This is a genomic window from Enterobacter chuandaensis (genome assembly GCF_039718975.1).
Taxonomy (GTDB): domain Bacteria; phylum Pseudomonadota; class Gammaproteobacteria; order Enterobacterales; family Enterobacteriaceae; genus Enterobacter; species Enterobacter chuandaensis.
In genome coordinates this window covers 2,778,685-2,800,356 of the sequence record NZ_CP097173.1, presented here as the reverse complement: position 1 = coordinate 2,800,356, position 21,672 = coordinate 2,778,685, and the positions used below count along the sequence as shown (strand labels likewise).

General features: G+C 54.2%; 22 protein-coding genes and 1 pseudogene. 14 read left to right on the top strand and 9 right to left on the bottom strand.

Features of this window, described 5'->3' with window-relative positions; genetic code table 11:
• Window position 1: 1 nt before the first annotated feature.
• Both MX657_RS13630 and MX657_RS13625 read right to left on the bottom strand, forming a co-directional pair.
• On the bottom strand, window positions 2–652 hold the full coding sequence (locus MX657_RS13630; RefSeq protein ID WP_217478830.1) for a nitrilase-related carbon-nitrogen hydrolase: 651 nt from the start codon (window positions 650–652) through the stop codon (window positions 2–4).
• Window positions 653–762: 110 nt separating this feature from the next.
• Window positions 763–993 (bottom strand): DNA polymerase III subunit theta, encoded by a 231-nt coding sequence (locus MX657_RS13625; RefSeq protein ID WP_013096102.1) that lies wholly within the window; start codon window positions 991–993, stop codon window positions 763–765.
• A 137-nt stretch (window positions 994–1,130) separates the two neighbouring features.
• Here MX657_RS13625 and yobA point away from each other — a divergent pair, with 137 nt between their 5' ends.
• From yobA to MX657_RS13610, 3 genes are read left to right on the top strand one after another with little or no spacing between them, the layout of a single operon-like run.
• On the top strand, window positions 1,131–1,502 hold the full coding sequence (yobA, locus tag MX657_RS13620; RefSeq protein ID WP_346805977.1) for a CopC domain-containing protein YobA: 372 nt from the start codon (window positions 1,131–1,133) through the stop codon (window positions 1,500–1,502).
• A 1-nt stretch (window position 1,503) separates the two neighbouring features.
• Entirely contained in the window at window positions 1,504–2,373 is an 870-nt protein-coding gene (gene copD, locus MX657_RS13615) for a copper homeostasis membrane protein CopD (protein WP_346805976.1), read from the top strand.
• Between the two features lie 16 nt (window positions 2,374–2,389).
• Window positions 2,390–2,728, top strand: a complete 339-nt coding sequence (locus MX657_RS13610; RefSeq protein ID WP_080329454.1) for a YebY family protein — start codon at window positions 2,390–2,392, stop codon at window positions 2,726–2,728.
• A 405-nt stretch (window positions 2,729–3,133) separates the two neighbouring features.
• On the opposite strand, the gene MX657_RS13605 is transcribed toward MX657_RS13610, so the two are convergent.
• Window positions 3,134–4,075 (bottom strand): VirK/YbjX family protein, encoded by a 942-nt coding sequence (locus MX657_RS13605; protein ID WP_346805975.1) that lies wholly within the window; start codon window positions 4,073–4,075, stop codon window positions 3,134–3,136.
• Window positions 4,076–4,242: 167 nt separating this feature from the next.
• Between MX657_RS13605 and pphA the strand changes: the two genes are divergently transcribed.
• Window positions 4,243–4,887 carry a protein-serine/threonine phosphatase gene (gene pphA, locus MX657_RS13600; protein ID WP_346805974.1) on the top strand — a complete coding sequence of 215 codons (645 nt, stop codon included), beginning with the start codon at window positions 4,243–4,245 and terminating at the stop codon, window positions 4,885–4,887.
• Between the two features lie 34 nt (window positions 4,888–4,921).
• Here pphA and MX657_RS13595 read toward each other — a convergent pair whose 3' ends face one another.
• From MX657_RS13595 to yebS, 4 genes are all read right to left on the bottom strand, one after another.
• Complete coding sequence (locus tag MX657_RS13595) at window positions 4,922–5,161, bottom strand: YebV family protein (protein WP_006176013.1); 240 nt, start codon at window positions 5,159–5,161, stop codon at window positions 4,922–4,924.
• 104 nt (window positions 5,162–5,265) lie between these two features.
• Window positions 5,266–6,663 carry a 16S rRNA (cytosine(1407)-C(5))-methyltransferase RsmF gene (rsmF, locus tag MX657_RS13590; protein ID WP_429844934.1) on the bottom strand — a complete coding sequence of 466 codons (1,398 nt, stop codon included), beginning with the start codon at window positions 6,661–6,663 and terminating at the stop codon, window positions 5,266–5,268.
• Window positions 6,664–6,785: 122 nt separating this feature from the next.
• Complete coding sequence (locus MX657_RS13585) at window positions 6,786–9,419, bottom strand: PqiB family protein (protein WP_346805972.1); 2,634 nt, start codon at window positions 9,417–9,419, stop codon at window positions 6,786–6,788.
• Entirely contained in the window at window positions 9,388–10,671 is a 1,284-nt protein-coding gene (gene yebS / locus MX657_RS13580; protein ID WP_080329449.1) for a membrane integrity lipid transport subunit YebS, read from the bottom strand. Before yebS ends, MX657_RS13585 begins: the two co-directional genes overlap by 32 nt.
• A gap of 132 nt (window positions 10,672–10,803) precedes the next feature.
• Between yebS and MX657_RS13575 the strand changes: the two genes are divergently transcribed.
• The 4 genes from MX657_RS13575 to htpX all read left to right on the top strand — a co-directional run bounded on the left by MX657_RS13575 (window position 10,804) and on the right by htpX (window position 15,227).
• Window positions 10,804–11,301, top strand: coding sequence for a GAF domain-containing protein (locus MX657_RS13575; RefSeq protein ID WP_119915894.1), 498 nt, complete (start codon window positions 10,804–10,806; stop codon window positions 11,299–11,301).
• A 96-nt stretch (window positions 11,302–11,397) separates the two neighbouring features.
• Window positions 11,398–12,084 (top strand): RNA chaperone ProQ, encoded by a 687-nt coding sequence (gene proQ, locus MX657_RS13570; RefSeq protein WP_014884292.1) that lies wholly within the window; start codon window positions 11,398–11,400, stop codon window positions 12,082–12,084.
• A gap of 19 nt (window positions 12,085–12,103) precedes the next feature.
• Window positions 12,104–14,152 carry a carboxy terminal-processing peptidase gene (gene prc / locus MX657_RS13565; protein WP_346805971.1) on the top strand — a complete coding sequence of 683 codons (2,049 nt, stop codon included), beginning with the start codon at window positions 12,104–12,106 and terminating at the stop codon, window positions 14,150–14,152.
• A gap of 193 nt (window positions 14,153–14,345) precedes the next feature.
• A complete protein-coding gene (gene htpX, locus MX657_RS13560) occupies window positions 14,346–15,227 on the top strand; it encodes a protease HtpX (protein ID WP_014884290.1) in 882 nt (293 codons plus the stop codon).
• A gap of 50 nt (window positions 15,228–15,277) precedes the next feature.
• On the opposite strand, the gene MX657_RS13555 is transcribed toward htpX, so the two are convergent.
• Window positions 15,278–16,651 carry an MFS transporter gene (locus MX657_RS13555; RefSeq protein WP_252003171.1) on the bottom strand — a complete coding sequence of 458 codons (1,374 nt, stop codon included), beginning with the start codon at window positions 16,649–16,651 and terminating at the stop codon, window positions 15,278–15,280.
• A gap of 178 nt (window positions 16,652–16,829) precedes the next feature.
• Here MX657_RS13555 and kdgR point away from each other — a divergent pair, with 178 nt between their 5' ends.
• Complete coding sequence (gene kdgR / locus MX657_RS13550) at window positions 16,830–17,621, top strand: DNA-binding transcriptional regulator KdgR (RefSeq protein WP_047367805.1); 792 nt, start codon at window positions 16,830–16,832, stop codon at window positions 17,619–17,621.
• A 65-nt stretch (window positions 17,622–17,686) separates the two neighbouring features.
• On the opposite strand, the gene MX657_RS13545 is transcribed toward kdgR, so the two are convergent.
• A complete protein-coding gene (locus tag MX657_RS13545) occupies window positions 17,687–17,926 on the bottom strand; it encodes a YobH family protein (protein WP_080329714.1) in 240 nt (79 codons plus the stop codon).
• A gap of 159 nt (window positions 17,927–18,085) precedes the next feature.
• Here MX657_RS13545 and mgrB point away from each other — a divergent pair, with 159 nt between their 5' ends.
• From mgrB to ftsI, 5 genes and pseudogenes are all read left to right on the top strand, one after another.
• Window positions 18,086–18,229, top strand: a complete 144-nt coding sequence (mgrB, locus tag MX657_RS13540; RefSeq protein ID WP_006175995.1) for a PhoP/PhoQ regulator MgrB — start codon at window positions 18,086–18,088, stop codon at window positions 18,227–18,229.
• A 74-nt stretch (window positions 18,230–18,303) separates the two neighbouring features.
• Window positions 18,304–18,594: a YebO family protein gene (locus MX657_RS13535; protein ID WP_080329444.1), complete on the top strand. Its 291-nt coding sequence runs from the start codon at window positions 18,304–18,306 to the stop codon at window positions 18,592–18,594.
• A gap of 747 nt (window positions 18,595–19,341) precedes the next feature.
• A pseudogene (locus tag MX657_RS13530) lies at window positions 19,342–19,486 on the top strand (DUF2627 domain-containing protein).
• Window positions 19,487–19,499: 13 nt separating this feature from the next.
• Window positions 19,500–19,709: a transcription antiterminator/RNA stability regulator CspE gene (gene cspE / locus MX657_RS13525; RefSeq protein WP_001062678.1), complete on the top strand. Its 210-nt coding sequence runs from the start codon at window positions 19,500–19,502 to the stop codon at window positions 19,707–19,709.
• 235 nt (window positions 19,710–19,944) lie between these two features.
• On the top strand, window positions 19,945–21,645 hold the full coding sequence (gene ftsI, locus MX657_RS13520) for a peptidoglycan glycosyltransferase FtsI (protein WP_139784194.1): 1,701 nt from the start codon (window positions 19,945–19,947) through the stop codon (window positions 21,643–21,645).
• The last annotated feature ends 27 nt before the right edge of the window (window positions 21,646–21,672 follow it).

Here is a 21,672-nt window from a genome sequence, read left to right as displayed (position 1 = left end):
CTTAGCCTAAAGGAATGATATCGCCTTGCCAACCCTGTCTGTTGCGCGTGCCCGTTAACAGAAGCTCACCTTTATCCGCCCGAACGATCAGCTGGCCCTTTTCGTCCCATAACGCGCTGCCCGCGCTGGCATTCGCCATTAACACCGCGATGGCATACCTGTGAGCAAAGCGCTGCAGAGTGCTGATGGACTGCCGCCAGCGATAATCCCTTACCGACTGACAGCTGGTGAACAGCGCCGCCTGCGGATCAAGATTCGGGGAATCGCTTTGCGCATCCACGATCGTGAGCTGTTTCTCCCCGGGCACCAGGCTGGCGCCGCTCCCCTGAGGGTAGCGCAAAATGCAGTTACGAGAGGGGGTAAACAGCGCAAGGCCTTTCTGGCGCTGGCCATTTCGTTCAACGGGAAGGCCTGCAATAAGGGTAATGCGGTAAAAATGCGCCGCCTTTAGTAATGGCAGGAGCAGCGCGTCATCGGGCGGAGGCGGCAATGCCGTCGTGCCCGGGCCGGTTAGTGAGAGTTCAGGAAAGACCAGTAAATCGCACGCCTGCTGCGCTGCTTCGGCAATGAAGTGGAGATGGTGCGCAACATGGTCCTCAACGCTGGGGTGCTGCCCGCCGTACTGGGCTGCCGCAATATTCCAATGTGACATCGTGACTTCCTTATACACTGAGTCGCAGGGATTTAAGAATACACCTAATTTAATCAGGGTTTTCTTATCCTGCCAGATTCCACGTAAGGAAGTGTAACGGCTCGTTAAGCTTATTTAACTTTTGGCTCGTACGGCAAGCGGGAGAGGTTGACCGAGGCGAGACGGTGGGCAATTAACCTTTCGCGAAACCAGTCGCGCAGATGGGCGGGTTGTTCACGTTCCACAACTTCAGCCACGATGGGCATGTTATAACGCTCTTTGAAAGCGACGCCAGCGGCAGCGAGATCGACATTCACTTTATCCATCTCGTCCTGAGGAAGGGCGGCCAGATTGATCTTCATTACCTTCTCCTTATTATGCGGCGGCAACGTTACCGCGATTGCGCGACGATGACAAGCGGAGGCGGGATGTTCCTCGACTCGTTTATTATACAGCGTTATTCTTTAGCATACAGACATAACAAAAAGGAATGATTGCGATGGGTTTATCCGCTTCCCGCGCGGTATGCGCACTGGTTTTTCTGGCCTCAACGGTAACCTCACCCTCAGTACTGGCGCATGCGCATCTTAAACAGCAGAGCCCGGCAGCAGACAGTCAGGTGGCGGCTCCGCAGGTACTGACGCTGAATTTCTCCGAAGGCATTGAACCTGGATTTAGCGGGGTCGTGGTGACGGACGCACAAAAGCAGGTTATCAAAACGGGTACCGCTTCGCGCGATGAAAAGAACAAGGCGCAGCTGACCGTTCCGCTGGAACAGACGCTGGTGCCTGGCACTTACCGGGTGGACTGGCATGTGGTTTCCGTGGATGGCCACAAAACCAGGGGCAGCTATCACTTTAGCGTGAAATAGCATGCTGGCACTGTTATATGTGGGGTTGCGCTTCATCCATTTTGCGGCGCTGATGCTCGTTTTTGGCAATGCGCTTTACAGCGTCTGGTTTGCGCCCTCCGGGCTGCACCGCCTGATGGCACGCCGTTTCCAGTCACAGCAGAGAGCGGCGTCGCTCATTAGCCTGGCAGCTGCGCTTCTGATGTTTATGCTTCAGGGCGGGTTAATGGGCAACGGCTGGGGCGATGCGGTTAACCCGCAGGTCTGGCAAAGCGTGCTGGGCACGCGGTTTGGCGGCGTCTGGCTGTGGCAAATCATCCTCGCTGCCATCACCGTTGCCGCCGCGTGGCTCGCGCCGCTGAAAGGTTCGCGGCTGCTGCTGCTCGCGATGGGCCAACTTATCCTGCTGGCGGGGGTAGGGCACGCGGCGATGAGCGACGGTCCGATGGGGGCGATGCAGCGTCTCAATCATGCTGTTCACCTGCTGTGCGCCGCAACCTGGGTGGGTGGATTGCTGCCGCTGCTGTTCTGCATGCGCCTTGCGAAAGGACGCTGGCAGAACGCCGCTATTTACACCATGATGCGTTTCTCGCGCGTGGGGCATTATGCCGTCGCGGGCGTACTGCTCACCGGCGTGGTGAATGCGCTGTTGATTCTGGGCATCCATATTCTCTGGCAGGCTGGCTACGTGCAGTTTTTGTTGTTCAAATGTGCTCTCGTGGCGTTGATGGTGGCAATTGCGCTGGCAAATCGGTATTTTCTGGTACCACGGTTTCGTCCGGGTTCCGGTCGGGCGCAACAGTTTTTTATCAGGATGACACAGGCAGAAGTGGTGCTGGGCGCGCTGGTACTGGCAACGGTTAGTCTGTTCGCGACCTGGGAACCCTTCTGACAAGGTTAACTATCAAATGAAAAAAACAGTACTTTCTCTCTTATTGCTGACCTGCGCGGGAAGCGCTCTGGCGGCTCCGCAGGTGATCACCGTCAGCCGTTTTGAAGTGGGCAAAGACAAATGGGCGTTCAATCGTGAAGAGGTGATGCTCACCTGCCGTCCGGGCCATGCGCTGTATGCGATCAACCCGAGTACGCTGGTGCAGTACCCGCTAAACGACACCGCTGAGCAGCAGGTCGCCAGCGGCAAGAGCAGCGGTCAGCCAATCAGCGTGATTCAGATTGATGACCCGGCCAAACCTGGGCAGAAGATGAGCCTGGCACCGTTTATCGAGCGCGCTGACAAGCTCTGCTGACGTTCAGGTTTCCAATAAAAAACCGCAGATGCTCGCGAAAGCACTGCGGTTTTTTACTTTTAATGATGCTCTGACGCTTTTTTTCAGGCCACTTTTGCTGTGGACTGGAAAACCTGGCGTCGTCATCTATTCTTAAAAGGCAAGGCGACTTAGCCTGCATTAATGCCAACTTTTAGCGCACGGCTCTCTCCCAAGAGCCATTTCCCTGGACCGAATACAGGAATCGTATTCGGTCTCTTTTTATCTGTATAAAAGTGAATAACTTAACTCCGTTATTTTCTTTATACAGCGCATGTATCCTGTGCGACTTCGTAAAACATAACACAACACAGCATGCGGAAGTCCAGCCCTTTTTGCCTGTTTTGTTAAATTTTTGTGAGTAGTCAGCAAAAGTCAGAGCTGTTTTTAAAAGCGGGATTTAACGGACGCCTCAATTTCATCAAGCAGTTCAAAGCGACGACGATATTCCGCGCGTTTTTTACTGGCAATCTCTTCCAGCGATTTACGCTCCATCTGCAGCGGCAGCTGCCAGCAGAAGGTGGAGAGTTTTTTTCCGCTCAGAGAATCCCAGAATTCGTCATAGCTGGCGTGGAAATGACGCCCTTTGCTGAGGCGATAGCGCAGCGCGCGGAAAACGTGTCCCTCATCGCTGACGGCAAAAATGGCCCGGACAGAGGACCGGGCGGCCAGCTGGAAAACGACTTCCATCAACACGCGCTTGGGGAACAAACCGTGGCAGGCGCGGGTCGCCTGTTTGATGGCATCCCGTGTTACGCAGCGACGTGGCCCCTGCAGTCCGCCAATGACCAGCACCTGCTGACCATGGCTGCGGGCAACGCTGAAGGTCAGGCTGGCCAGCAGCGTATCCTCATTGTCGCGCAGCCACAGCGTGCTTTCACCCTCACGCTCGGCTTTGCCTGCAGAGGAGGCATTGACCGTGTAAATTGCCCCGTCTTTTGCATGGAACTGAACAATGGGGAGTTCCTGCGCGCTGGTCATCGCCTGGGCGAGGCCGCTCTCTTTCAGGCTGTCAATCCAGTAGTAATGGTTAACGATAGCGTCAGCGCGATCGTTTGCCGTCAGTCCGCGCATCAGGTATTGCCGGTGGGTCTTGCTGGGCAACGTAATTTGCGAGGCAAGCAGTTTGTCGAAATCGTCGCGACCAGAAAGGGCTTCCAGCATGCGGTGGGTGGAAGACCAGAATAGCAGGGAACGTAAAAGGAACTTCAGTCGGTAATCGCGTTTGCGCCAGATTGGCCCCGGGACGCGTTTGCCATTCACCAGCTCGGAAATAATATTCGTGCGATGCGGATAGAAAACATTGTTATGTAGCTGTGTATTAGACACGTGAAGACCCCTCGCTTTTATTTCCCCTTATTCTAAGGAGCCAGTAAAAAGGGATTAATAGCGCGCGGATCTTTATTTCTCTTTGGTTTACCGTTTGTTTTACTTTGTAAGGACTGCGCCGGTCTTCTTGTGCTTTTGACGGCGGCTATACTGTAAAGGGAGGCCTTATGTATCAGCGAATAGAAGGTGGAGAGTGGCGTCACGTCTGGGTTGTCAGCGACATACACGGCTGTTATCAGAGGCTCATGGAGGAGCTGAAATGCCGTCATTTCAATCCTTATGAGGATTTACTTATTTCCGTCGGCGATCTGATCGATCGCGGTCCGGACAGCGTGAAATCATTGCAGCTCATCAATGAGAAATGGTTTCGTGCTGTGCGGGGTAACCATGAGCAAATGGCTATCGACAGTCTGGATAATAATGATTTTGCCCTCTGGACGATGAATGGTGGAATGTGGTTTTCGCGTCTCGGGCATGAGGAACAGCAGCAGGCGCGCGTGTTACTTAACGCCTGTCGCGCGTTACCGCATATTATCGAAATTACCTGCGAGAACGGGCTGAACGTTATTGCACACGCTGATTACCCGGCGGAAGAATACCACTGGGAAAAACCGGTAAGCGCCCGGCGAGTGCTATGGGATCGCGACCGCCTGATGGGGTTTATGGTGGGCAAAGGGCAGGGAATTAGCGGGGCGGATCACTTCTGGTTCGGGCATACGCCCGTCGACAGACGGTATGATTTTTCTAACCTGCACTATATTGATACTGGGGCGGTTTTTGACGGGTACTTTACGCTGGCGCAGCTGCAGTAATAAATAACCCGCCTTCGGGCGGGTTCTCTTTAGGTCAGGCAAGGCGCAAGACCCAGGCATCGGTTTTACTGTCGTAATGCTCACGGTAAAGAACAGAGTGTTCGCCATCAAGTATTGCCGGGACGCTGGTGTCGGCATCCCATGCATCAAGCTGCATGCACAAATCCGGGTCGGATTTGCAGGGAATACTTAACGTTCGATCGCCTTGCGCCTCGCCGCGCAGCTCTGCGTCGTCGATCTCAAAAGCGCCAATACGCACGCTGGTTTTCGTCATAGTGCTCTCCGGGTCGGTTGTCAAAATCTGGTATGACCAGTAAGGTCATCCATTTTTGATCGTAGACAAGGAGAGCGAAATCGCCAGTAAAAAAATGCGCTTTTTCAGGCGGTGCGATCGTTACCGGTAAACAGCCGACCATCGCGGACCAGTTCACGCGGGTAGCTGTTTTTGAGCCTTGAGCCCACTTTTTTAGCCAGCCCCAGCGGGAATCCCTGATAGGTCACCACCACTTCATCGGCGGAAGGCGAGCTGTCAGGATAAACATCGCGGCCACGGTACCACTCTTCGGCTTCCTGGTGCGTCAGGGCGAACGTATTCTCATGCCCGGCAAGCGCAATGACCGCCTCATGCTGCCAGCGATAGCCCTTATTATGCACCTCCGCCAGGCGGATCCCGATGCGGGAAAAACGCACTTTGCCAATCAGCGGTTCAATATTTGCCGGGAAAAGCCAAATCTCTTTGTCACGCGTCCACGGGCGCAGGCTCTCATCCCACTCCAGCCCAACCTTGCTGGCTGCGGCTTCAAGCTGTGCGGCATCGCGGCCTTTTAGGGGGGCAAACGGGAAATTACCCACCTTAAATTTAGGGGCGGGCAGGGGAGCAACTGCCTGCGTTTTATGCAGGCGCGCCACGAAGAACCCTTCGCAGTCGTAAATTTGCGGGAATACGTGCAGGAAACCTTCCGGCGTGACCGCCTCCTGTGCCGAGGAAAACAGATCGTTGAGCGGCAGGAACTCGACGGCATCCGGGTATTGCGCTTTCAGCCACAGGCAGACGTCTTCGTTTTCGTCCCGGTTGAGGGTACACGTTGAATACACCAGCGTGCCGCCGGGGCGCAGGGCATGGAACGCGCTGTCGATCAGCTCGCGCTGCGTGGCGGCGATCTCAAGATTACTCTCCACGGACCAGTTCTTTAACGCATCGGGATCTTTACGCACCACCCCTTCGCCGGAGCAGGGGGCGTCCAGCAGGATGGCATCAAAAAATTCCGGCAGGGCGGCACCAAAGACGCGTCCATCGAAGTGCGTAAGAGCCACATTGTGAATACCGCAGCGGCTGATATTGGCATGCAACACCTTCACGCGGCTGGCGGAAAACTCGTTGGCGAGGATCGCCCCGCGGTTACCCATCCGGGCGGCAATCTGCGTGGTTTTCGAGCCGGGCGCGGCGGCGACATCCATCACGCGTTCGGGCGCGTTGCCGTCGGCGAACAGGGCGGCAACCGGCAGCATGGAACTCGCTTCCTGAATATAAAACAGGCCGCTCAGATGTTCTGCCGTACTTCCCAGCGGCACGGCGTCTTCGTCATCGCGCTCGATCCAGAAACCTTCTTCACACCACGGAACCGGCGTCAGCTGCCAGCCGTACGGAGAGACCAGGGCCAAAAAATCCTCAACGCTGATTTTTAGCGTGTTGACGCGGATACTCCGGCGTAACGGTCGCTGGCAGGCGGCGATAAAATCGTCTAACGACAGGTGAGAAGGAAGCGCTTCGCGCATCTGCGCCAGGAATTGTTCAGGAAGAAATACGGAGTTTTGAGCCACGGGCACACCACAGGGAAAAGTTCAGGTGCGCAGTGTAACATAAAGGCTCCGGTGCGTTGACACCGGAGCCTGTCAGATTAACGCGGCAGGGCCGTTCCCCATTCGCGCCACTCTTTCGGTTCGCTTTCCAGCAGCAGGAAGTGTTTACCCGGCTGCGCTTTTGGCGCCAGCGGCGTTCCCGGCGGCGTGGCAAACGCGATACCTCCGCGAATGAACTGGTTGAAGGTGCCGGTTTTCACCACGCCACCCGTCAGGCCAAAGTCCAGCGAATAGCCGGATGCCAGCCAGAACACCGAGTTATTACGCACCAGGTGCTGGTAACGTTCGCTGATGCGTAACGCCACCATTACGCGGTCGGAAAGCGTGCCGAGCGTCAGACCCGTTACCGTACCCACCTCAATGCCGCGGAACAGTACCGGCGTACCGATGCCAAGCGAGCCGGCTTCCGGCACTTCCACCACAATGCTTAAGCCCCCGAGGTAGCGCGAGTCGGTGATGGTGGCTTCCTGCAGCTCGAAATCACGACGGGCTTTGCCCTGGCCGGGCTCGACGTTGATGTACGGCTGCAGAATGGTGTCGAGATGCTCAACGCCTGCGGCCGAAATCTGCGGGGTCACCACCGAGAAGCGGGAACCCGAGCGGGCGAAGGTCTGAACGTATTCCGGGTAGAGCACCGCTGTGGCCTGCACCTCGTTACGCGAGGTGATCAGCGTCAGCTTCTGGATCTGCCCGATATCAATACCCAGGTAGCGAATTGGCATGCCTTCCGCCAGCTTGCCAGCATCGAATGCATGCAGGGTAATCTGCCCACCCACGGCACGCGCGGCGGTTTCGGACGGGAAGAGAATTCGCTTATCGCCTTTGCGCAGGTTCGCGCCCGCGCCGCTGAGGTTATCGAAGCTGATCGCCCCGCGCAGCGCGCGTGAGAGCGGGGAGGCCTGAACCGTCAACCCGTTGCCGTTAAGCTGCACCTTCGCGCCGCCTTCAGCCCAGAAGACGCTGTTTGGCGTCAGCAGCTTGCGGTACTCCGGCTTGATATGCAGTTCGATATCAAATGCGTCGGCACGCGGGCGAACGGTGATCACCTCCCCAACTTCAAACTTGCGGTAGAGCACCACGGATCCCGCCTGTACGTCCGGCAGCGTCTCGGCGCTTAAGGTGAGGGTGGTGGTCGGCAGATCGCTCAGGCTGTTTTCAATGGCTTTATCCAGGTTGGCGTACAGCGGATAGCTGTCGCGTACGGGGCCCTTGTCGCCGGGCAAAATGCGGATGCCGCCGTTGACCCATTCGCTGGCGCTGGCACCGAGGAACTCTACGCCGTCCAGGCCAACCTTCACATCGACGCGGCTGTTCACCACGAACTTACTGTCACCATGGACGAGATTGCTGTATTGCGGATCGATAGCAACCGAGAAGCTCACGCCATTTTCTGAGAGCGTGCGCTCCAGCACCTGGCCTACCTGCACGCCATGGAGAATCAGCGGCTGGCCGGCCTCAATGCCATAACTTTCAGGCGCTTTGAGTGTAACCGTCACCACGTCCGGTTTCTGCAGCAGCGCTTTGTCTGCCGGGGCAATCACGAAGCTATTGCTTGGCTGACCCTCACCGGGGATCAGCTCGAAAGTATTTCCGGTCAGCAACGTGCTGAGGCTGGCATCGTTCAGAGAGAGCTTCGGACTGCGCATCTCAATGCGCGTTTTCTCGCGAAGGAGATCGACAACGCTTGGATCAACCGTCATTTCGCCGGTGACCGAACCGCCCGGATTGAGCGTCATTTTGGTGAGCTGGCCGACCTGTAGCCCCTGGTACATCAGCGGCGTTGACCCCGCTTTCAGCCCTTTGGCATCAGGCAGAACAAGCTTAACGATCACGCCACGCTGGCTGTGGGCCAGATCGGGATACAGGCCAAACGTGTCATCGGCCGTGGCAGGGCTTGAATTTTCCGGGGAGTCAAAGGCAATGGCACCGTTTACCAGCGCGGTCAGGCTCTCCAGCTTCACCTTCGCGCCGCTCAGGCTGAGGTCGGCATCCACGCCGGAGACATTCCAGAAGCGGCTGCCTTTTTTCACCAGATTGGTGAACCGACGTTCAATCAGCACGTCGATGGTCACGCCCTGTTTGTTCGGGTTGATCGCGTAATCATACACGCGGCCGACGGGAATTTTACGGAAGTAGACCAGCGAGCCGCTGTTTAGCGAGCCCAAATCCGGTGCCTGGAGGTGGATCATCAGATCCCCGTTATTCAGGCGATATTTCGGCTGCGTATCCAGCGCGACGAAGTGATCCTGCGGTTCACCTTTGCCCGGCATCATACCGATGTAGTTACCGCCAACCAGCGCATCCAGCCCGGACACGCCGGCCAGAGAGGCTTTTGGCGTCACCAGCCAGAACTGTGTTTCGCTGCGCAGGGCATCCTGCATGTCAGATTTTATGCTGACACGCACCTGAATCTTGTTCAGCCCTTTACCAAGGGAGATGTCCTGAACCGTACCTACTTCGACCCCCTGGAAGCGAACGGGCGTTCGCCCGGCGACAATGCCGTCGGCGGTCTGGAAGTCAATGGTGACGGTACTCCCGCGATCTTCATAGCTCGTCCAGATAAGCCAGCCTGCAATCATCAGGGCGATGACGGGCAGCAACCAGAATGGCGAAATGCGGCGTTTTGTTTTAATTCTCGCTTCAGTCGGCGAAGCGGGGGTTTCCTGACTCATGTGCATCCCAAAGTAAGCGGCTATCCAGCCATTCCACAGCAAGAATAGTCAATATCACCGCAGAGCCGAAATAAAAAGCTGCGGGTCCCATAGTAAAAGCAAGTAGCTGGTCGCGATTAATCAGCGACATCATCAGCGAAATCACAAACAGATCCAGCATTGACCAGCGGCCAATCCAGGTGACGAATCGCAGAAGCAGAATACGGGTCCGTAAACCTTGTTCACACTTAAAGTGGATGCTGACCAGCAGGGTAAACATCACCACCACTTTGGTAAAGGGAACCAGGATACTGGCGATAAAGACGATGGCCGCCACCCCAACGTTGCTGTGTGCAAGGGAGATTATCCCGGAGAGAATAGTATCTTCCTGACGGCCACCGTTCACGTAAATGATGGAGATCGGTAAGGTATTGGCTGGGATCAGAAACACCAGTGAGGCAATCAGCGCCGCCCAGCATTTTTGCAGGCTATTGTTGCGTCGAAGCCTCAACGGGATGTGGCAGCGCGGGCAGCGACCGCGCGCGTCCGGCAGGCCGGTGTAGTGGCATCCCAGACAGACGCGGAGATTCTCATCCGGGCGGGTAGCCGGGCGCTGAGGGTAAAAACGCTCCCAGAGCTGCTCAACGTTGAGATGGATCAGGGTCAGGATGCTGAGTAGCACCAGACAGATAAAGGCAAAAAGCCCCACGCCGGGCTGGAGAAACGCATAGTCCTGCACTTTTATTGACGCCACGCCAACGCCCACCAGATAAATATCCAGCATGACCCACTCTTTGAGTTTATCCAGCATCAGCAGGACCGGGCGCAGGTTCATCCCCAGAATGTTACCAAACCACAGGTAGGCGATCGCCGCAACCAACACCAGGGGCGCGCCGACAACGCAGAACAGCACCATGGCGGCGGTGAGGGGATCGCCCTGGCGCGTCATCTGCCAGATCCCCTGCAGGACGTTGGCATCAATGCGCACGCCCAGCAGATAGAGTTTGAGCAGCGGTTCGGTCCAGGCGAAGGGCATCAGCAGCAGCATGGTAACAGCCATGGCGGCAAGACGGGTTAACGACCAGTCGCGGCCATCGCGAATTTTTGCATCGCAGCGGGGACAAAAGGCGCTTTGGTGCGATTTCATCTTCGGCAACATAAAAAGCGTATCGCACTGGGGGCAACGCTGATAATGTGCACGAGGCAAAGCCTCGCTTACCGTGCGGACAGTTATCTTTTTTGTCGGCGTGATTTTGGTTGTTTTTAAGGCCATTAGCTGCGCACAAATAAGTATTGTTGAACGTTATATTAACTCATGAACGGATTCATCTTGAGCATGAGCGCATTTATTGCTTATTTTAATAGGCTATGCGGTAAATTTGTAAGACAACTAAGTGATTGAATAATGAACAAAACAGAATTCTACGCGGATCTGAACCGCGATTTTAAGGCATTGATGGCGGGTGAAACCAGCTTCTTAGCCACTCTGGCAAATACTAGCGCATTGCTGTTTGAACGTCTCGCTGACGTGAACTGGGCCGGCTTCTACCTTCTGGAAGGTGATACGCTGGTGCTGGGGCCGTTCCAGGGCAAACTGGCCTGCGTGCGTATTCCGGTAGGGCGCGGCGTGTGCGGCACTGCGGTGGCGGAGAATCAGGTTCAGCGCGTGGAAGATGTGCATGCGTTTGACGGGCATATCGCCTGTGATGCCGCCAGCAATTCTGAAATCGTTCTGCCGCTGGTGGTAAAAAATCAGATTATTGGCGTTCTGGATATCGACAGTACGGTCTTCAGTCGCTTTACAACCGAGGACGAGCAGGGGCTGCGCGAGCTGGTGGCGAACCTTGAAAACGTCCTCGCTGCAACCGATTATCAAAAATTCTTTGCGAGCGTCGCAGGATAATCAACGGATAACGTAGCATTTACTGATAGCGTCATTATAATGACGCCTGTTCATGCCTGCGCTTGTTGGCAACGTCCGTTGTAATCAGGAAATTTCATGGAAAATCAACCTAAGTTGAATAGCAGTAAAGAAGTTATCGCATTTCTGGCCGAGCGTTTCCCACAGTGCTTCAGTGCGGAAGGTGAAGCTCGTCCCCTGAAAGTCGGTATTTTTCAGGATCTGGTGGCGCGTGTTGAAGGGGAAATGAACCTCAGCAAAACTCAGCTGCGTTCCGCCTTACGTCTTTATACTTCGAGCTGGCGTTACCTGTACGGTATCAAACCGGGCGCGACCCGTGTGGATCTCGACGGCAATCCTTGCGGTGAGCTGGACGAGCAGCACGTTGAGCACGCGCGCAAGCAGCTGGAAGAAGCCAAAGCACGCGTTCAGGCACAACGTGCAGAACAGCAGGCGAAAAAACGCGAAGCCGCCGCGGCAAACGGCCAGGAAGAAGCGCCTCGTCGCGAACGTAAACCACGTCCTGCGCCGCGTCGTCACGACAATAACGATCGCAAACCGCGTGCAGACAAACCAGCAGCAAAAGCCCCGCGCGCGCCTCGTGAAGAGCCGCGTCATACTCCGGTTTCTGACATCAACGCTCTGAGCGTGGGTCAGGCGCTGAAGGTAAAAGCAGGCAACAATGCTATGGACGCCACCGTACTGGAAATCACCAAAGATGGCGTTCGTGTACAGCTGACTTCTGGTATGTCAATGATTGTACGCGCAGAACACTTGTTGTTCTGAAACGGAGGCCAAGCCTGGCATGAACACTTTTTTTAAGCTCACCGCGCTGGCGGGTCTGTTTGCCATAACAGGCCACGCTTTCGCAGTGGACGATATCACGCGTGTTGATCAAATTCCGGTACTCAAGGAAGAGACGCAGCACGCGACGGTGAGCGAGCGCGTGACCTCACGTTTTACCCGCTCGCACTATCGTCAGTTCGATCTCGATCAGGCCTTTTCGGCCAAAATCTTTGACCGCTATCTGAACTTGCTGGATTACAGCCATAACGTTTTGCTCGCCAGCGATGTCGAGCAGTTCGCTAAGCGCAAATCCGAGGTGGGTGATGAGCTGCGGTCAGGCAAGCTGGATCTGTTCTACGATCTCTATAACCTGTCGCAAAAACGTCGTTTTGAACGCTATCAGTACGCGCTGAAAGTGCTGGAACGTCCAATGGACTTCACCGGCAATGACACCTTTAACCTCGATCGCAGCAAAGCGCCCTGGCCGAAAGATGAAGCCGAGCTGAATGCGCTGTGGGACGGAAAGGTTAAGTACGACGAGCTTAGCCTCAAGCTGACCGGCAAAGATGAAAAAGAGATCCGCGATACGCTAACGCGTCGCTACAAATTTGCTATTCGTCGTCTGGCGCAGACCAACAGTGAAGATGTGTTCTCGCTGGCGATGACTGCCTTTGCGCACGAAATCGATCCGCACACCAACTACCTCTCTCCTCGCAACACCGAACAGTTCAATACCGAAATGAGCCTGTCTCTGGAAGGTATCGGCGCGGTGCTGCAGATGGACGATGATTACACGGTGATCAACTCCATGGTCGCGGGCGGCCCGGCATCCAAAAGCAAAGCGATTAGCGTAGGCGATCGCATTGTGGGTGTAGGACAAACCGGCCAGAACATGGTGGATGTCATTGGCTGGCGTCTGGACGATGTGGTTGCGCTGATCAAAGGGCCAAAAGGCAGTAAAGTTCGTCTCGAAATTCTGCCTGCCGGTAAAGGCACGAAAACCCGTATCGTTACCCTGACCCGTGAGCGTATCCGTCTGGAAGACCGCGCGGTGAAAATGTCGGTGAAAACCGTGGGTAAAGAGAAGGTAGGGGTCCTGGATATCCCTGGCTTCTACGTGGGGCTGACTGACGATGTGAAAGTTCAGCTACAGAAACTTGAGAAGCAGAACGTGAGCAGCGTCATCATCGACCTTCGCACGAACGGCGGCGGTGCGCTGACGGAAGCGGTGTCGCTCTCTGGCCTGTTTATCCCGTCTGGTCCGGTGGTTCAGGTTCGTGATAACAACGGTAAAGTTCGTGAAGATGCTGACAACGACGGTGTGGTCTATTACAAAGGCCCGCTGGTGGTCCTGGTCGACCGCTTCAGTGCGTCCGCATCTGAAATTTTTGCCGCTGCAATGCAGGACTATGGCCGTGCGCTGATCGTGGGTGAACCCACCTTCGGTAAAGGTACCGTTCAGCAGTATCGCTCGCTGAACCGTATTTACGATCAGATGCTGCGTCCGGAATGGCCTGCGCTGGGCTCCGTTCAGTACACCATTCAGAAGTTCTACCGTGTTAACGGTGGCAGTACGCAGCGTAAGGGCGTAACGCCGGATATCATGATGCCGACAGGCACGGAAGAGACCGAAACCGGCGAGAAGTTTGAAGATAACGCACTGCCGTGGGACAGCATCAATGCCGCGACCTACGTGAAAGCGGGTGATATGACGCAGTTTGGCCCTGAACTGCTGAAGGCGCATAATGACCGCATCGCGAAAGATCCGGAATTCCAGTACATCATGAAGGACATTGCGCGTTTCAATGCCCTGAAAGATAAGCGGAATATCGTTTCTCTTAATTACGCTCAGCGTGAAAAAGAGAACAACGAAGATGATGCAACGCGTCTGGCGCGTATCAACGATCGCTTCAAGCGTGAAGGTAAGCCTCTGCTCAAGAAACTGGACGATCTGCCAAAAGATTACCAGGAGCCGGATCCATACCTGGACGAGACGGTGCATATCGCGCTCGACCTGGCGAATCTGGAAAAAGACAAGCCTGCCGTACAGCCCGCTCAGGCAAAATAATCTCCCAACAGGCACAAGAAATTGTGCCTGTTTCTTTTTGTTCTTCATCCTTCCGTCAGGCTGATTTCCAATTGTGTAAAGTTGTGTCTTTCTGGTGACTTACGGCTACCGGATGCTTGAAAATAGCCGCAATACCCATACGATGTGGGTAATCGCATAGTGCGTTTTGTTAAACTGAGGTTAAAAGAAAATTATGATGCGAATCGCGCTCTTCCTGCTCACCAACCTGGCGGTAATGGTGGTTTTCGGGCTGGTGCTAAGCCTGACGGGAATTCAGTCGAGCAGCGTTCAGGGTCTGTTGATTATGGCGCTGCTGTTTGGTTTTGGTGGCTCATTCATTTCCCTGCTGATGTCAAAGTGGATGGCCCTGAAATCAGTAGGTGGGGAAGTTATCGAACAGCCACGTAATGATATGGAACAGTGGCTAATGAATACGGTGGCTCAGCAATCCCGTCAGGCCGGGATCGCCATGCCGCAGGTGGCTATTTATCATGCCCCGGATATTAACGCATTTGCTACGGGTGCCCGTCGTGATGCGTCGCTGGTTGCCGTCAGCACTGGATTGTTGCAGAACATGAGCCGTGACGAAGCCGAAGCGGTTATCGCCCACGAAATCAGCCATATCGCCAACGGTGACATGGTGACTATGACCCTCATTCAGGGCGTGGTGAACACTTTCGTTATCTTTATCTCCCGTATCCTGGCGCAGATTGCGGCTGGCTTTATGGGCGGCAACCGTGACGAAGGAGAAGAGAGCAACGGTAACCCACTGATCTACTTCGCCGTATCCATGGTGCTGGAACTGGTATTCGGTATTCTGGCAAGCATCATTACCATGTGGTTCTCTCGTCACCGTGAGTTCCACGCGGATGCCGGCTCTGCGAAGCTGGTGGGTCGTGAGAAGATGATTGCAGCCCTGCAGCGTCTTAAAACCAGCTACGAGCCGCAGGAAGCGAACAGCATGATGGCCTTCTGCATCAACGGCAAATCAAAGTCGCTGAGCGAGCTGTTTATGTCTCACCCGCCGCTGGATAAGCGTATTGAAGCGCTGCGCAGTGGGGAATATCTGAAGTAACGCTAAGTGCTTAAATAAGCCGGGCTGGAGAAGACTCCGCCCGGCTTTTTTTATGCCTGAACGCCGGGTTGGGTCACGCGTAATCCGCTGACGATGGCTGCCAGGGTGGCAAGAACGCCTGCGGTGAGAAGCGCAACGTGGTTACCGTTTTGCCCGGCAAGGTTAAACATCAGGGCAACCAGCGCCGCGCCGGTGCTTTGCCCCAGCAGACGCGCGGTTCCCAGCATGCCGCTGGCCCCGCCGCTGCGGTGACGCGGTGCAGAGGTAATAATGGTGTGGTTGTTGGGCGACTGAAACAGACCAAACCCGGCTCCGCACAGGATCATCCGCCAGATGATGTCCAGATCGGTTGGTGATGACGGAAGCAAAGCCAGCGCGAAAAGGCCTGTTGCCATCACTGCCAGCCCCACCGCGCCCAACAAACCGGCATGAACGCGTTCAATTAAATAACCTGCCAGCGGGGCCATCACCATCGTCGCCAGCGGCCAGGGGGTTAACAGCAGCCCTGTCTCCACTTCGGAACGTCCTATCACGCTTTGCAGGAAGAAGGGCAGAGATACCAGGGCCAGCATCTGGGCGCAGAATGAGCAGACAGACGTGCAGATGGAGAGCGAAAAGAGAGGAATACGCAACAGATCGACCGGCAGTAAAGGAACCGGCAGAGCAAGCTGGCGACGAACAAAGAAGAAGCCCGTCACCAGTAGAGCAACAAGCTCCGCGACGGTTAGCATCAGAGACTGACCCTGAGCAAAACCGCTGAGGGCGGTAATTAGCAGGCCAAAGGTGAGCGCATTCATCACTGCGCTTGCCACGTCAAAACGCGGCATCGTGCTTTTCGGGCCGTTAGCGGGGAGAAACCGCAGGGCAAAGAAGATGGCCACGATACCCAGCGGCACGTTTATGGCGAACAGCCACTGCCACGAGGCGACAGAAAGAATCGCCGCTGCAATCGTTGGCCCGGCGGCCGAAGAGACGGCGACAATAAACGAGTTTATCCCCATGCCGCGCCCGAGATGGCGGTGCGGGTAGATTAAGCGGATTAACGCCGTGTTGACGCTCATTAGCGCCGCGCCGCCAAAACCTTGCGCGATGCGCGCCAGCGTCAGCGTATGCAGAGAGTCAGAAAGGGCGCACAGCAGCGATGTGAAGGTAAACACCACCAGGCCACACTGATAGACCCGACGGTAGCCAAACATATCGCCCAGAAAAGAGAAGGAGAGCAGGGAAACCACAATCGCAATCTGATAGGCGTTAACGATCCATATCGAACTGGCGGGTGAAGCATGCAGGTCGCTGGCAATGGTGGGAAGGGCAACGTTTGCAATGGCGCCATCAAGGACGGCCATGGAGATACCAATAATAATGGTGGCAATTGCGCCATACCGCTGGGGTAAAGGTAGGCCATCGGAGAGGGACTTTTCCATCAGGGATAAATAGCTCGAAGTGTAATTATTCTCAGGGTAACTATTTTAGCACCGTTAACGCCGTTTTATGTCGCAGATTTGTAACGAAGTAAACGCGGATTGATTGCAGGTAACATGACGGGAATTTATAATAAAAACCGGTTCTGATTTTTATAAAACACTCTCTATGAGGTGGTAAATGGCAATTGCGGATTTGGATAAACAGCCAGATTCTGTTTCTTCCGTGCTGAAGGTGTTTGGCATCTTACAGGCGCTCGGAGAAGAGCGTGAAATTGGTATCACAGAGTTGTCGCAGCGCGTGATGATGTCGAAAAGCACCGTTTATCGCTTTTTGCAAACCATGAAGTCGCTGGGCTATGTTGCACAGGAAGGCGAATCTGAAAAATACTCTCTGACGCTGAAACTGTTCGAACTGGGTGCCCGGGCACTGCAAAACGTTGATCTGATCCGTAGCGCGGATATCCAGATGCGTGAGATCTCCCGCCTGACCAAAGAGACCATCCACCTGGGTGCACTGGATGAGGACAGCATTGTTTACATCCATAAAATTGACTCCATGTATAACCTGCGTATGTATTCGCGCATCGGTCGTCGCAACCCGCTTTACAGCACGGCTATTGGTAAGGTTCTGCTGGCGTGGCGCGATCGTGAAGAGGTGAAACAGATCCTCGATGGCGTGGAGTATAAACGCAGCACTGAACGCACTATTACCGACACCGATGAGTTGTTAACGGTGCTCGACAAGGTGCGTGAACAAGGGTATGGCGAAGATAACGAGGAGCAGGAAGAAGGACTGCGCTGCATCGGCGTTCCTGTCTTTGACCGCTTTGGCGTGGTGATCGCGGGTTTGAGCATCTCTTTCCCAACCCTGCGTTTCTCGGAAGAGCGCCTGCACGAATATGTGGCTATCCTGCATACTGCCGCGCGTAAGATTTCTGAGCAGATGGGTTATCACGACTATCCGTTTTAATCCCGGGAAGCATAATAAACGCCGCATTCATTGCGGCGTTTTTTGTCAGACGTTACCCCTGTAGATTAACCATTATCAATCACCACGGAGGTCTTACGCAGTACCGGACAGTTGGTCAACCCAATGATCCCGCTATCCGAATGGAGATACTGCGCCGTGCTGACGCCTTGTGCGGTTAAATACTTACACTGAATGCCTAACCCTGCGGCGTTTTCGGTGCTTCCCACAAGCACGCCGTAGCCCGTTAACAGCAGCCCAATCCAGAGAATCACCAGTACAATAATTGTTCGAATAATTACGCGCATCATCACCTCTTTATCATTGTTATCATAACGCTAGCGTAAACGGTTTACGTAATGAAACAAGTGCAGGATTCTGAAAAGGGCGCGATGGCGGTACAGTTAGTCCTTGTTTAAGATAACCGTGATAACCTGATTGCATCAGGTATGTAGACGGAGTGTGGAGTGAAAAAAATACGCTGGGTGATTCTGATTATCGTGCTGATAGCGTGTGTGGTGTTATGGACGCAGACTATCAACGTGATGTGCGATCAGGATGTACAGTTTTTTAGCGGCGTTTGCGCAATCAATAAGTTTATTCCGTGGTAACACGCATTTTTTCTTCAGATGATTTCCTTCCTTCGCGCCAGTGGTAAAATAGACGTTTTTATTGAGGTGGTGAAATGGGTGAGTTACTGAATTCAGGGTTGCTAAATGTGGCATCCCTGATGATCTCTTTAGTTGTTCTGCTTGTGGGTCTGGTCATTTGGTTTTTCGTAAACCGCGCCAGTTCACGTACGAACGAGCAGATCGAACTGCTGGAAGCGCTGCTTGAGCAGCAAAAGCGGCAGAATGCGCTGCTGCGTCGTCTGTGCGAAGCGAACGAGCCGGAAGAGAAAGAAGCGCCAAAAGAAACTGTCGCGGAAGATAACAACGATCAAGACGATTTTATCCGCCTGGTGGCTGAGCGCTAATCGTATTGTCACTGGAGGGGAGGTGGCTGTGATGTGGAAACCTTCCCGGCACGACCCCTCCCTGAACCATCACCCTCAAAGGTTTTTCGTCATCTCCTGATGATGCCCATCAGCTGCCTTCTCAATCGCATCTGGAAAGACGCCCTATGCCGCGCTGAATACTGTAGCAGCAGTTAATAATAGTTTCAGTATACTGAAAACAGGCGAATATTTACCCGTATAAACGAAGCGAGTAATTGTTGCATATATTTTGTATGTAAACGTGCAAGGGCTTGTTTTATTTTTATCGAAACGTTTTGCTTGCCTTATTTTGATGCAGAGTCATAAAAATTTCATTATTTTAGTGCATAACGCTGTTTATTCAGCGCTGCATTTTAATACAGTCGGGCGATGCTAATAACGCCGAATTCGTTCTGAAACAATACAGTTCCGTTACAATGATTTAAGCATAAGTTTTCACAATTTGTTCTAACTCAATCAATGCTTAAGATTTCTTTTCCCGTCTGCTGGACGCATTGTAATGATTGAGCTATGTTAAAAAAGTCTTAGATTACAGCGCTTGCGCAAGCAGCGTTGAGTCTGTGTAAGGGAGTAAAGCCGTCTGTATGTTGAGCGCATAATTGTGCAAATCCTTACAGACAATGTTCGAATTTGTGCGGCGGATCGAGACATGTTTAAAAATGGCTTGCCATATTAAACATAGTGTGTGATAACACGTTTTGGGTCAAACGAGGTACAGTTCTGTTTATGTGTGGCATTTTCAGTAAAGAAGTCCTGAGTAAACACGTTGTCGTTGAATACCGCTTCTCTGCCGAACCTTATATTAGTGCCTCATGCAGTAATGTCTCAGTTTTATCTCAGTTAATGCCTGCGGGCTAAGAAAACACTCTAAGGAATTTTGCAAAATGGCAAAGATTAAAGGTCAAGTTAAGTGGTTCAACGAGTCTAAAGGTTTTGGTTTCATTACTCCTGCTGATGGCAGCAAAGACGTGTTCGTACACTTCTCTGCAATCCAGGGTAACGGCTTCAAAACTCTGGCTGAAGGCCAGAACGTTGAGTTCGAAATTCAGGACGGCCAGAAAGGCCCAGCTGCAGTTAACGTAACTGCTATCTGATCGAACCGCTGCTGACTGAAGCGCATAGCACTTCACTCTCAGACATAAAGCCTCGCACAATGCGGGGCTTTTTTATTCCGCATCTTTCAAAATATTACTGTCTCCCGTCTTGTTAGTAACTTGTTGCAAAGCTGCGAGGTTAGTAGCACAGTTTCGCCTCCCTCAGCGCATCTTTTCCCGTTAAATCAGGGCGTTGTTTAACAGTCCTGGGGTTCAGGTGAAGAAGAAATTGATAATGACCGCTGGCAATTTTACGCCGGCGCGTTTTGCGCTGCTCTGTTTCGCTATTTTCTGCAGTCTGGCCTTTTTGCTTGGCCGTGTTGCCTGGCTACAAATCATCAAACCTGACAATCTGGTGAAGCAGGAGGATATGCGCTCCCTCCGCCAACTGGCGATTGATGCGCCGCGCGGAATGATTATGGATCGTGAAGGCCGACCGCTGGCGGTCAGCGTACCCGTCAGAGCCGTATGGGCCGATCCAAAAACGGTGCTGGCAAAAGGGGGCGTTGGGTTTGATGAACGCTGGCAGGCGCTGGCGAGCGCGCTGCATCTCTCGTTGAGCACCCTTTCATCACGGATTAACGCTAACCCCCAGGGCCGCTTCATCTACCTGGCGCGTCAGGTCGATCCTGCGCAGGCAAAGTGGATTGATAAGCTCAATTTACCCGGCATTAATTTGCGCGATGAATCCCGCCGTTTTTACCCGGCAGGCCACGTGGCGGCGAACCTGATTGGCTTCACCAATATTGACGGGCAGGGTATCGAAGGGGTGGAGAAAAGCTTCAATACTCAGCTGACGGGCAAAGCGGGTGTCCGACAGGTCAGGGAGGATCGCTACGGGCGCGTGGTTGAAAACCTGACGGAAGTGGCGCCTACGCCCGCGCATAACATCCAGTTGAGTATTGACGAGCGTCTGCAAACCATTACCGAGGATGCGCTCGATAACGCCGTGGCCTGGAACAAGGCCGAGTCAGGGGCTTCGGTGCTGATTAATATCCCCACCGGGGAAATTCTCGCCATGGCGAGCTACCCGGATTTCAACCCCAATAACCGGGAAGGCGCGACGATAAACGATTTCCGCAACCGGGCGATCAGCGATACGTTCGAGCCCGGTTCGACCGTCAAACCGCTGGTGCTGATGACGGCTCTGCAGCAGGGGCTGGTACAGCCGGACAGCGTCATTGATACCCACCCGTATACCCTTGACGGGCATCGTATCCGCGACGTGGGTTATTACCCTGAACTGACCATGACTGGGATCCTGCAAAAATCGAGCGACACCGGTGTCTCCCGGCTCTCGCTGGCGATGCCTGTCCAGCATCTGATTGATACCTATCGAAACTTCGGGTTTGGCACAAATACGGGGCTGGGCTTGACGGGCGAGAGCGCAGGGTTGTTGCCACAGCGTAAATACTGGAGCCAGCTTGACCGCGCAACCTTTGCCTTTGGTTACGGCCTGATGGTCACGCCGCTCCAGCTGGCCCACGTTTACGCGACGATTGGCGGCTTCGGGCTTGAGCGCCCCCTCTCGATCACCCGCATCGATCCGCCCGTTATCGGGCACCGCGTTATGCCGGAGGAGATCGCGCATGAAGTGGAGCACATGATGGAGAGCGTCGCGCTACCCGGTGGAGGCGGCGTTAAGGCCGCCGTGCGCGACTATCGCGTGGCGGTGAAGACCGGGACGGCGAAGAAAATTGATGATAGCGGCAAATATGTCGATAAATACGTCGCCTACACCGCGGGCGTTGCACCCGCCAGCGATCCGCGTTTCGCCCTGGTGGTGGTGATCAACGATCCTCAAAACGGGGCCTACTACGGTGGTGCGGTTTCAGCGCCGGTCTTCAGCGAAATCATGGGTAACGTGCTGCGCCTGGAGAATATCAAACCCGACGGCCTTCCGGCCGGTTCTGACCACCTTATCGTCATGCGGTGATCGAGTCGTTTTATAGCGGGGCGAATA